This is a genomic window from Achromobacter maghribensis (assembly GCF_057334215.1).
The window spans coordinates 133,245-144,308 of sequence record NZ_JBHFII010000001.1; the positions used below are offsets into that span (position 1 = coordinate 133,245).

The window sequence follows — 11,064 nt, forward strand, 5'->3', positions numbered from 1 at the left end:
AGCGCCGCTGAATGCGCAGTGAAAGGCTGGCGAGGATTGCGTGCAGGATCAGCGTGGACCAAGGTCAAGATTGGCGAACAGGTCGGCCAGCGTGGGCACCGACCGCGCGGGCCAGATCGCGCTGAGGTCGAAGCTGGGCAGGCGCTGGCCGTCGCGCACTTCGCAGAAACGCACGCCGCCAAAATTCATCGTCCGGATCCAGCTGGGCAAGAGCGCCACCCCGCATCCGCCCGCCACGCAAGACAGGACAGTCAGCGTCCGGTTGGCTTCCTGCGCCACCTGGGCATCGTGCCCGCCCTTGCGCATTGCGTCCAGGATGCCCGCGTAGAACGCCGGCAATTGCGCCTGCGGATACATCACCAGGCCCGCTTGCGCGATTTGCGCCATCGACACCTGCCCGTCTTCAGCCACGACGAACTCGTCCGGAACCGCGGCCACCAGACGGTCGCGCAGCAACTGCCTTTCACGCATGCGCCCACCCACGGCGACGGGCGTGTGCATCAGCCCGATATCGATCTCCCCGGTTTGCAGCGCCTCGGCCTGTTCGGCGTTGCTCATCTCTCGCAAGATCACGCGCACGCCCGGCGCCTGCCGCCGCATTTCGCGCAGCGCGCGCGGCAAGGTGTCGAACAAGGCCGATGACACCAGGCCCACCGTCAACTGCCCGGCACTGCCCCGCCCGATCTCGCGCGCCCGCTGCGCCGCCGCGTCGATACGCGCCACGCTGGTCCGCACGTCTTCCAGGATGGCCAGGGCAGCGGGCGTGGGCGCGGCGCCTTGGCGCGAGCGCTCGAAGAGACGCACGCCCAGATCCTTTTCCATGCGGCCCAGCGCCTGGCTCAACGCGGGCTGCGCGATTCCCAGCCATTCCGACGCCCGGCTGACGCTGCCATGGTCCACGACCGCCAGGAAGTAACGCAAGTGTCGCGTTTCCATATCGTTCCAATATATAAAAAGCGCTTTTCTACAATAGAAAACTATACCCCGACTTCTTAGAATCCCGGCTTATAGAACAGCGCGGGCCACGCCCGTGCACAAAACAGGAGACCGCATTGCCCCCCCTCGCGACCGGCGCCGCCGTCGACACCCACGCGCACGTATTGCAGCAAGGGCTGGCGCTGGCCGACACGCGCCGCCACACCCCTGACTACGACGCCACGCTGGCGGATTACCTGGCGTTGCTGGACACGCACGGGCTTCGTCACGGCGTGCTGGTGCAACCCAGCTTCCTGGGCACCGACAACCGCTACCTGCTTGAGGCCCTGCGCGCCGCGCCTGACCGCCTGCGCGGCGTGGTGGTGGTGGCGCCCGGCATCGCCGACGCCGAATTGCAGGCCCTGGCCGATGCCGGCGTCGTGGGCATGCGGCTGAACCTGATCGGGCTGCCCGTGCCCGACCTTGCCGCCCCCGGCTGGCAGACACTGCTTGCGCGCGTGAACGCGCTGGGCTGGCATGTGGAAGTCCATCTGCAGGCGGCTCGGCTGCCCGATGTGCTGCCCACGCTGCTGGCCGCCGGCTGCCGCGTGGTCGTGGACCATTTCGGCCGCCCGGACCCGGCGCTGGGTGTGGCCGACCCCGGTTTCCAATACCTGCTGCAACAGGCCGACAGCGGCCGCGTGTGGGTCAAGCTGTCCGCCCCCTACCGCAACTGGCCGGCGGCGGACTGCGCCGCGTCCGGCCGGCAGGCCGCGGGCCAGCTGCTAACCGCCTATTCCGCTGATCGCCTGATGTGGGGCAGCGACTGGCCCCACACCGAACATCGGCACCTGGCGTCCTATCCTGCGGCGACGCAATGGCTGGACGCCTGGATCGACGATCCAACGCAACGGCGCGCCGTCCTTTCCGGCACGCCGTTGCAGCTATTCCAATTCCAAGGAGACAACCCATGACCCCTCTGATCAAACGCGTGGCGCGCCGCGGCGCCCTGCTGATGGCCTCCGCCCTGTTGGGCAGCGCCGCGGGCGCAGCGTCCGCCGCGTACCCCGAACGCGCCGTCACACTCGTCGTGACCTATCCGCCAGGCGGCACCGTTGACGTGGTGGCTCGCTTGATCGGGCCCAAGCTGGCCGCCGAACTCGGTCAACCCGTGGTGATTGAAAACCGGGGTGGCGCCGGCGGCATGATTGGCGGCGCGGTCGTGGCCAAGGCGCAGCCTGACGGCTACACCTTGATGCTGGATGCCTCCAACCACGCGCAGAACCCCGCCCTGCATTCCAAAATGCAGTTCGACACGCTGACCGCGTTTGCGCCCGTCTCCCTGCTGCTGCGCGTGCCGAACGTGCTGGTCGTGACGCCGTCGTATGAAGTCAAGACGGTGGCCGACCTGATCAAGCTGGGTCAGCCCGGCGCCAAGGACGCCGTGTATTTCGCGTCGGCCGGCCCCGGTTCGGCGCAGCATCTGGCTGGCGAACTGTTCAACCTGCTGGCCAAGACCCAGTTGCAGCATGTGGCCTACAAGGGCGGTGGCCCTGCCATGATCGACGTTATGTCCGGCCAGGTGCCGGTCATGTTCGCCAGCATGGGTTCGGCCTGGCAGCACGTAAAGAACGGCAAGCTGCGCGCCGTGGCCGTCGGCGGCCTGGAACGCTCCAAGACCGCCCCCGACCTGCCGACCATCGCCGAATCGGGCGTACCGGGCTACGAGACGTATGAATGGAACGCGGTGTTCGCGCCCGCCGGCACGCCGCCCGCCATCGTGGACCAGGTATCGCAAGCACTGGCCAAGGTGCTGAAGGACCCCGCCATTGCCGAGCAGCTGGCCGGCATTGGTGCGGAACCCATTGGCTCGACGCCTGCCGAACTGGACACATTCCGCCGCGCCGAAATCGCCAAATGGCAACGGGTGGTGAAGGAAGCCGGCCTGAAGCTGGATTGAGTATGAGTACTGCCGGGCCGCCAGCCCGGTTGCCGGATAGCCGGACTTGCGGCGCTCGAAAGGGCGCCGCTTTTTTTTGCCGGGCGCGGCCGCGGCGGCGCGGCTATCATCATGGCTTGAAGCAGATTTACGCAGGGACAGGCAAGATGGACAAGATTCGACTCGACAAGTGGCTTTGGGCCGCCCGCTTCTACAAGACGCGCAGCCTGGCGGTGCAAGAGATCGGCCGAGGCCGCGTATCCGTGAACGACCAGCCCGCCAAACCGTCGCGCGAAGTCGCCCCCGGCGACCTGATCACCATCCGCAAAGAGGACCCGGCGCTGCATGTGCGCGTTGTCGCGGTGAGCGGCGTGCGTGGCCCGGCGCCGACGGCCCGCCTGTTGTACGACGAGACCCCCGAAAGTATCGCGGCCCGCACGCGCGCGGCCGAAATGCGGCGCCTGGCGCCCGAACCCGCGTTGGGCATCGAGACCGGGCGCCCGACCAAGCGCGACCGCCGGCTGATCGACCAGATCCGAGGCAAATCATGAAGCGCAGCGCAACGGGCGGCCTTGTCTATTCCACCGAAAGCGGCCGCATGTGCCCCGTTTGCCGGCAAGCGCTTGTCCAATGCCAATGCAAGACCGTCTCCGTGCCGGCAGGCGACGGGGTGGCACGCGTATCGCGCGAAACCAAGGGTCGCGGCGGCAAGAGCGTGACCGTGGTGCGAGGGCTGGCACTGGATCCGGAGGCGTTGGGCGTGCTGGGCAAACAGTTGCGCACCGCGTGCGGATCGGGCGGCACGGTGAAGGACGGGGTGATCGAAGTACAGGGAGACCACTGCGACCGGATCATCGAGACGTTGACGAAAAACGGCCATCGCGCCAAGCGCGCGGGCGGCTGAACCTGAAGAGAAGAACATGAACAATGTCGCCATGGATCGCGTTGCCAGCTGGCACGCCCACGTGTATTTCGACGCCGCCGGCCGTGACGCCGCGCAAGCCCTGCGCGAACGTGTGATCGCACAGTTCGAGGGCAAGATGGAGATGGGGCGCTTCCATGAGCGCCCCGTGGGTCCGCATCCGCAATGGAGCTACCAGATCGCGTTCGCCCCGGCGCATTTCGCCGAGATCACGACCTGGCTTACCCTGAACCACGGCGTGCTGGATGTCTTCATGCATCCGAACACCGGCGATTCGCTGCGGGACCATCGCGACTGCGCCGTGTGGATCGGACGCAGCTACACCCTGGACCTGAAGGCGCTGGGCGCCTGAACGCTTACAGTGCCCGGCCGACGATCAGCGAATCCAGCGCCATGCCGGCGTCGCCGCTCTTGCCTTCGTACGGCAGGCGGCTCAGCACATAGCGCATCGCATTGAGCCGCGCTCGCTTCTTGCAGTCGGATTTCACCACGATCCACGGCGCATCCGCCGTGTCGGTGTGCGCGAACATTGCTTCCTTGGCACGCGTGTAATCGTCCCACTTGTCCAGCGAAGCCAGGTCCACGGGGCTCAGCTTCCATTGCTTGAGCGGATGCACCTTGCGCTGGAGGAAGCGGCGGCGCTGTTCTTCCTGGCTGACCGAAAACCAGAACTTGACCAGATGGATGCCGCTGCTGACCAGATGGCGTTCAAAATCAGGCACCTGGCGCAGGAAATCCAGGTATTCCTGCTGCGAACAAAAGCCCATCACGCGTTCCACGCCGGCGCGGTTATACCAGGACCGATCGAACATCACGATCTCGCCAGCCGTGGGCAGGTGCTGCACATAACGCTGGAAGTACCACTGGCCTTTTTCGGTGTCCGACGGCTTTTCCAGTGCGACCACGCGTGCGCCGCGCGGATTCAGGTGTTCCATCATGCGTTTGATGGTGCCGCCCTTGCCCGCCGCGTCACGTCCTTCAAACAGGATCACGACGCGCTGGCCGGTCGCCTTGACCCAGGCCTGCAGCTTCAGCAGTTCGACCTGCAACTGGTATTTCTGCTTTTCGTAATTGCGGCGCAGCATGCGGTGGCGGTACGGATAGATGCCTTCGCGCCAATCAATCGCGAGTTCTTCGTCGGGGTTGCGGCGGCCGGCCGGTCCCTGCGTCGTGGCGTCCAGCAGCGCGCGATGCACGGCGCGGGCGTCGTCCGGCGACAGTTCTTCGATCACCGAACGCAGGGCTTCGTGCGCCTGCGCGTCAGGGCCCACCGTGTAGCGACGCGCGATATCGGACAGCACCGAGACGGTTTCCTGGCGGGCGGCGTCTTCACGGGCGGCCACGCGCTTGCGGGCCTGCACCACCGGTTCGATGGGCGGAACGGCCGCCGCCGGCCGCGTCTTCGTGCCCGTACTCGTGCCCGTACTCGTGCCCGCGCGAGTGCTGGCGGTGCGTTTGGCGGCAGTCCCCGCGCGCTTGGCTGGCGCGGCGGGAACGGCTGGTTCGGCTTGCGGTGTCTTGTCTGTCATGAATCCTGTCCTTGCTGCGCTTATCGCCTGGCCCACGCCCGCCGGTCACACACCGCGGCCCATCAGGCAAAGGCGAAACCCTAACTCGCGCGGCGTGGCGTGGATTTGACGAGAATCAAACGTTGTAACATCTTTTACAGAACCTGCCGCCTATACCCGGTCCAGCCCCTGCTTGAGATCGGCCAGGATGTCGTCCGGCGTCTCCAACCCTACGGACAGGCGCAAGAGCCCTTCGGACAGGCCGTACTTCTCGCGGTCCTCGGCGGAGTAACTGGCGTGCGTCATGGATGCGGGATGCTGAATCAGCGTTTCCGGGTCGCCCAGGCTGACCGCGATGCGCGCCAGCTTCAAGCCGTTCAACAACTGCCGACCCGCGGCCAATCCGCCCTTCAACTCAAACGCCACCAATCCCCCACCCAGCGCTTGCTGGCGCCGCGCGATGTCCTCGCCAGGGGTGCCTTCCAGGCCCGGATAGAACACGTCCGCCACGGCCCGATGTTCGCGCAACAGCTTGGCCACCTTCAAGGCGGATTCACTGTGACGCTGCACCCGCAACTCCAGCGTCTTCAGGCCGCGCAGCACCAGGAAGGCGGTGAACGGCGACAACGTCGCCCCCGTGAAGTAGCGCAAGCCCTGCAACCGGATGGCGTCGATATGCGCCTTGCTGCCCACCACCGCCCCGGCCAGCAGGTCACCGTGGCCGCCCAGGTACTTGGTGGCGGAATGCAGCACGATGTCGGCGCCATGCGCCAAGGGGCGTTGCAGTACGGGGGTGGCGAAAGTGTTGTCCACGATGGTCAACACGCCCTTGCCGCGCGCGATGGCGGACACGGCGGCGATGTCGACCAGCCGCAGGTTCGGGTTGGCTGGCGTTTCGAAATACACGGCGCGCGTATTGGGGCCGATCGCGGCGGCGACGCTTTCGGGCCGCGTGAAGTCGGCGAAGACGGCGTGGATGCCAAAGCGGCTCAGCCCTTGCGAAAACAAGGTGAACGCGGTGCCGTAGACGATCTGGTCCACGACGATCTCGTCGCCGCTTTGCAGCAGCGAAAACAAGGTAGCGGAAATGGCGGCCATGCCGGAGGCCGTCACAACGGCAGCCTCGGCCCCCTCCAACGACGCCAACCGCTCTTCCAGCAGCGCTTGCGTGGGATTGCGCGTGCGGCCATAGACATAGCCCTGCTTTTCGCCCAGGCGGATCTGATCGAAGGCTTCGATGCTGTCCTGGGTATACGTGGACGTCAGGTACAACGGTGGCGACAGCGCGCCCTGCTCCTCCAGCGGGTCATAACCCAGGTGGATGGCGCGGGTGGCGAAACCTTGCTGAGTGGTGTCGGACATTACTGAACTCCTGTCATCGAATATTGCAAAGGCCTTGCGCCCTTGCCAGAAAACTGCGCTACATTCAAAACCATGTCCCCAATTTCTGGTGCGCCATGACTCCCCAGGAAACGCCTCTGCACACCCCGCGCGCACGGCCTGCATGGCTGCGTATTGCGTTGATCGCCGGCGCGGCGGTGCTTGCGTCGGCCGTGGTGATCGGCCTGCGCAACGCCGGCGAACACGAGCAGGAACAGGTGGCCGCCGCCGAAATCCGCAAAGTCGCGGACACGTTGAGCCTGATGGTCGGCAACCCGGAAGGCGGCCCCGAGGCCGTGCCCGCCATCGACCCGACGCCCAAGGCCACCGGTTTCTACGGTGAACTGGAACGCGTCATCAAGACCGTGGCCGGCGAACGGGTGGCGCAGCACAAGGCCTATCTTCAGGATCTGCACGACATCGGCATGCCCCGGCTGCTGGACGCGCACCGGCTGGCGCGCGACACCGGCCTGGTGGAAAGCCGGATGATTCTTGAGCAGGCCGAGCATCTGGTGCCGAAGTACCAGCAGCAAAGCATGCAGGTGCTGAAGAACATGCCCGCCCTGATCCGCTCGCTGGCGATCCGCGAGCCGGAAAAACAGAAGATGCTGACGCGCCTGAACGCGACGCTGGCCCAGCGCAGCGCCAACCTGGAGCAGGTCTGGTCGCTGGAAGCCCGCATCCTGCGGGAGTTCGGTCAGATGATCACGTTGCTGGACGACAACCGCCAGCACTGGTACGCGGACCATGATGAACTGCTGTTCGACCGCAACGACGACCTGAACCGCTTTCACGAGCACATGGCGGCGATCGGCAAGCTGTCCGCCGAGCAGGAAAAATTGGGCAGGCAGCAATTGGCAAGCCTTCTCTCGGCGCTGCCCTGACCCGGTTTGTCCGCTTGTCCGCATCGCCGCCCCAACCCTACCGCTTGTGGTCGGCGCGGCGCGAGAGCCATTCGCCGGTGAACTGCACGATCGACACCAGCGCGATCAAGATCACGATCACCTCGAACATCACGCGGGTTTCATAGCGTTCGTAGCCGTAGCGGATCGCCAGGTCGCCCAGCCCCCCTGCGCCGACCGCGCCCGCCATGGCCGACGCGTTGATCATGGCGATGACGCTGACCGTCATGCCGCCGATGATGCCGGGCAAGGCTTCGGGCAGCAGCACGTGCCGCACAATATGCCAGCGCCGGCAGCCCATGGCGCGCGCCGCCTCCACCAGCCCGTGGTCCACGTCATTCAGGCTGACCTGAGCGATGCGGGCAAAGAACGGCACCAGGTTGGCCGACAGCGGCACGATAGCCGCCCAGGTGCCCAACGTGGTGCCGACCAGGAAACGCGTGAACGGCAGCATGGCCACCAGCAGGATGATGAAGGGGATGGCGCGGAACGTGTTCACCGTGATCGACAGCGCTTTGTTCAAGCGCGGCTTGGGATACAGGTTGCCGGGCGCGGTCACCGTCAGCACGACCGCCAGCGCAAGTCCCGACACGATCGCGATCACGGCCGACACGCTGACCATCGCAAGGGTCTGCAGGAACGCCTGCAGGTATTTATCAAGCATCGGCAGCGACATAACCCAGCACCTTGATTTGATCGGCCACCAGCGCGGCGCGCGCGGCCTCTTCCTGTAATGCGCCGGCGGGCACCGACACCAGCAGACTGCCCTGCGCATGGCCGCGCAGCCGGTCCAGCCCGCCATGCAGCAGCGTCGCGCCGGGCCCCATCGCCGCCAGGGCCTGCAGCGACACGCCATCGGGCCGCCCCTGCCCGGTGAAACGCAGCCGCAGCACGGCAACGCCGTCGCGGCCATGCAGGTCGGGCACCAGCCTGGCGGCCAGGTCGGCAGGCAGCTCATGCTGCAACGGACGCAGCAAAGCGCGCGTCGCATCCGCCTGCGGATTGCCGAACACGCGCCAGACCTCGCCCAGTTCGACCTTGCGGCCGCCGTCCAGCACCAGCACCTGATGGCAGACTTCGCGGATCACCGCCATGTCGTGCGTGATCAGCACGACCGTCAGCCCCAACTTGCGGTTGATGTCCTGCAGCAGCGACAAGATCGATTGCGTGGTCTCCGGGTCCAGCGCAGACGTGGCTTCGTCACACAGCAGGATTTCCGGTTGATGCACCAGTGCGCGCGCGATACCCACGCGCTGCTTCTGGCCGCCCGACAGTTTGGACGGATAGACGTCCGCCTTGTCGCGCAATCCCACCATGTCCAGCAGCGCCTCGACCCGCCCACGCGCGACGGCGGGCGCAACGCCTGCCACACGCAGCGGCAGCGCGACGTTCTCGGCCACGGTCTTGGCGGAAAGCAGATTGAAGTGCTGGAAGATCATGCCAATGCGGCGGCGCAGGCCCACCAGCGCATCCTCGTCCAGCTGGCCCACATCCACGCCGTCCACCAGCACGCGGCCGGCGGAGGGCCGTTCCAGCATGTTGATGGAACGCAGCAACGTGGATTTGCCCGCCCCGCTGCGCCCGATGATGCCGAAGACCTCGCCGCGCGCCACCTGGAACGACACGTCGGACAGCGCCGCCACCGTGCCCTGCGCGCTTTGATACCGCTTTTGCAGCCCCTCGAAGACGATATGGGCGTCAGGCCCTGGCCCCTGGCCGGCAGCCGCCGCGGCAGAACCCGGCTTGGAAAATTCGTGCTGCATCTTAGAAAACCGGGATCACGGAGCCTTCGTACTTGCTCAGGATGAACTGGCGAACTTCTTCCGAGTGGTAGGCCTTGATCAATTCGGGCACCCATGGCGCGTTCTTGTCTTTTTCGCGCACGGCAATGATGTTCACGTAGGGATTGTTTTCCTTCTTCTCCACCGCGATGCCATCACGCGTGGCGATCAAACCGGCCTGGTAGGCGAAGCTGTTGACGATGGCGGCGGTGTCCACGTCCGGCAACGAACGCGCCAGCACCACGGACGCGCTCTCGACGAAATTCAGCTTCTTCGGATTGGCGGTCACGTCGGCCAGCGTCGCGGTGCCCGTCGCCGGGTCGAAGCCGTCTTTCAGCGTGATCAAGCCATGGTCGCGCAGTATCACCAGCGCGCGGGTCTGGTTGCTGGGGTCGTTCGGAATGCCGACGCGCGCGCCGTCCGGCAGATCCTTCAACGACTTGTATTGCTTGGAATAGAACGCGATGGGCGAGATCAGCGTGTTCGCCACCGGCACCAGCTTGTAGCCGCGCTGCTTGATCTGGTCGTTCAGAAAAGGGATGTGCTGGAAGGCATTCGCTTCCAGGTCGCCGTTGTTCAACGCTTCGTTGGGGCTGGCGGTGCCCGTGATGACCACGGGTTCGACGGCCAGACCGTTCTTCTTGGCCACCTGCGTAACCACTTCCCAGATCTGCTCGTCGACACCGCCACGCACGCCCACTTTCAGGGGCTTGAGATCAGCGGAAAACGCCGGGCCATGGAACATCGCGGCAGAGGCCAGCACGGCGCCCAGCAGCGCCTTGAGGACGAGGCGCGTCCGCCTGACGGGCGCTGTCCGGCCCTGCGCGGCGCGCGCACCTTGAAAACGGGTAGTCATGATGGAATCGCCTCTAAGTCAATGCAGTTATGAGAGAGACGATTCTAGGGACGGCCCCGGCGGCCACGAACGAATACTTCGTTGAGTCCTTATTACGGGGATCTTTGGATATGGCCGGTCGGCATAAGCCGGCCGCGCCGGATCAGAACGGTTTGACGACGACCAGCGTCACGATGACCGCGCACGCGATGACGGTGAACGGGGCATAGAGATCCACTGCGGGGGGCCGCTTCGGGCTGCCATTGGCCATACGGCGCAACGCGGCGCTTTGAATGCCCAGCAAGGCGGACAAGGCCAACGCCACGCCGACCTTGACCCAGATCCAGTGCATGGCGAACCAGCCGAAGGTCATTGCCAGATGCAGGCCGATCAACCACGAGACGACCATTGCCGGCGTGGTCACCCACAGCGTCCAGCGGCGCAGCGCGCCCAGCATCTTGCGTTCTTTCGGCGCGTCGTCGCCGTCTTGCGGCTGTGACGACAGCAGGAACAGCGAAACAAACAGCGAGCCGACGATCCAGGCGACAACGGCCGCCACGTGGGCCATTTTGAGAAGTTGGTATGTCATGGCCGGCATTATCGCCGCAAGCGAGCGACCTGAAGCGCCGCCCGTCGGCGCCGATTTGCGCCAGGGCAAATCGGCGTCGCGCGGTTCGGGCGCGGGCTAGTTGCCGGGCGCGGGCGGTGTGGCGGCAGGCGGTGTATCCGCCACGGCAGGCGTGGCGGCTGGCGTCACCGTGGCAGCGGCCGGTGACGGCGTGACCGCAGGCGTCGGCTTGGCCGCGCCGGTTTCCGTACTGCCCGGCGTCGGCGGCGATGCCGCGCGGTCCGGCTCGGCCGGCAAGGCCGGCTTGTCGCCTG

General features: G+C 66.0%; 13 protein-coding genes and 1 pseudogene. 6 read left to right on the top strand and 8 right to left on the bottom strand.

What is annotated here, in order from left to right; all coding sequences use genetic code 11:
• Positions 1–48: 48 nt before the first annotated feature.
• The gene (locus ACE039_RS00680) at positions 49–936 is read right to left on the bottom strand and encodes a LysR family transcriptional regulator (RefSeq protein ID WP_313463279.1); all 888 of its coding nucleotides are present in this window, start codon (positions 934–936) and stop codon (positions 49–51) included.
• Positions 937–1,052: 116 nt separating this feature from the next.
• Between ACE039_RS00680 and ACE039_RS00685 the strand changes: the two genes are divergently transcribed.
• The 5 genes from ACE039_RS00685 to ACE039_RS00705 all read left to right on the top strand — a co-directional run bounded on the left by ACE039_RS00685 (position 1,053) and on the right by ACE039_RS00705 (position 4,128).
• Positions 1,053–1,889 carry an amidohydrolase family protein gene (locus ACE039_RS00685; RefSeq protein ID WP_485821370.1) on the top strand — a complete coding sequence of 279 codons (837 nt, stop codon included), beginning with the start codon at positions 1,053–1,055 and terminating at the stop codon, positions 1,887–1,889.
• Positions 1,886–2,875, top strand: a complete 990-nt coding sequence (locus ACE039_RS00690; protein WP_485821371.1) for a tripartite tricarboxylate transporter substrate binding protein — start codon at positions 1,886–1,888, stop codon at positions 2,873–2,875. The genes ACE039_RS00685 and ACE039_RS00690 overlap by 4 nt, the downstream gene beginning before the upstream one ends.
• A 146-nt stretch (positions 2,876–3,021) precedes the next feature.
• A complete protein-coding gene (locus tag ACE039_RS00695; RefSeq protein WP_485821372.1) occupies positions 3,022–3,405 on the top strand; it encodes an RNA-binding S4 domain-containing protein in 384 nt (127 codons plus the stop codon).
• Positions 3,402–3,758 (top strand): translation initiation factor Sui1, encoded by a 357-nt coding sequence (locus tag ACE039_RS00700; RefSeq protein ID WP_485821373.1) that lies wholly within the window; start codon positions 3,402–3,404, stop codon positions 3,756–3,758. The genes ACE039_RS00695 and ACE039_RS00700 overlap by 4 nt, the downstream gene beginning before the upstream one ends.
• A 16-nt stretch (positions 3,759–3,774) precedes the next feature.
• Positions 3,775–4,128: a DOPA 4,5-dioxygenase family protein gene (locus ACE039_RS00705; protein WP_485821374.1), complete on the top strand. Its 354-nt coding sequence runs from the start codon at positions 3,775–3,777 to the stop codon at positions 4,126–4,128.
• 4 nt (positions 4,129–4,132) lie between these two features.
• Here the strand turns inward: ACE039_RS00705 and ppk2 are convergent, their stop codons facing one another.
• Together ppk2 and ACE039_RS00715 are read right to left on the bottom strand one after the other, a co-directional pair.
• Complete coding sequence (ppk2, locus tag ACE039_RS00710) at positions 4,133–5,305, bottom strand: polyphosphate kinase 2 (protein ID WP_485821375.1); 1,173 nt, start codon at positions 5,303–5,305, stop codon at positions 4,133–4,135.
• Positions 5,306–5,455: 150 nt separating this feature from the next.
• A complete protein-coding gene (locus ACE039_RS00715; RefSeq protein WP_105556469.1) occupies positions 5,456–6,646 on the bottom strand; it encodes a trans-sulfuration enzyme family protein in 1,191 nt (396 codons plus the stop codon).
• A gap of 95 nt (positions 6,647–6,741) precedes the next feature.
• Between ACE039_RS00715 and ACE039_RS00720 the strand changes: the two genes are divergently transcribed.
• The gene (locus ACE039_RS00720) at positions 6,742–7,548 is read left to right on the top strand and encodes a hypothetical protein (protein WP_105556470.1); all 807 of its coding nucleotides are present in this window, start codon (positions 6,742–6,744) and stop codon (positions 7,546–7,548) included.
• Positions 7,549–7,585: 37 nt separating this feature from the next.
• Here the strand turns inward: ACE039_RS00720 and ACE039_RS00725 are convergent, their stop codons facing one another.
• From ACE039_RS00725 to ACE039_RS00745, 5 genes and pseudogenes are all read right to left on the bottom strand, one after another.
• On the bottom strand, positions 7,586–8,242 hold the full coding sequence (locus ACE039_RS00725; protein ID WP_088588938.1) for a methionine ABC transporter permease: 657 nt from the start codon (positions 8,240–8,242) through the stop codon (positions 7,586–7,588).
• The gene (locus tag ACE039_RS00730) at positions 8,223–9,329 is read right to left on the bottom strand and encodes a methionine ABC transporter ATP-binding protein (RefSeq protein ID WP_485821376.1); all 1,107 of its coding nucleotides are present in this window, start codon (positions 9,327–9,329) and stop codon (positions 8,223–8,225) included. The genes ACE039_RS00725 and ACE039_RS00730 overlap by 20 nt, the downstream gene beginning before the upstream one ends.
• 1 nt (position 9,330) lies before the next feature.
• Positions 9,331–10,203: a MetQ/NlpA family ABC transporter substrate-binding protein gene (locus ACE039_RS00735; protein ID WP_485821377.1), complete on the bottom strand. Its 873-nt coding sequence runs from the start codon at positions 10,201–10,203 to the stop codon at positions 9,331–9,333.
• A gap of 142 nt (positions 10,204–10,345) precedes the next feature.
• Positions 10,346–10,771 (bottom strand): CopD family protein, encoded by a 426-nt coding sequence (locus tag ACE039_RS00740; protein WP_448710321.1) that lies wholly within the window; start codon positions 10,769–10,771, stop codon positions 10,346–10,348.
• Positions 10,772–10,867: 96 nt separating this feature from the next.
• A pseudogene (locus tag ACE039_RS00745) lies at positions 10,868–11,064 on the bottom strand (hypothetical protein); the annotation flags it as partial.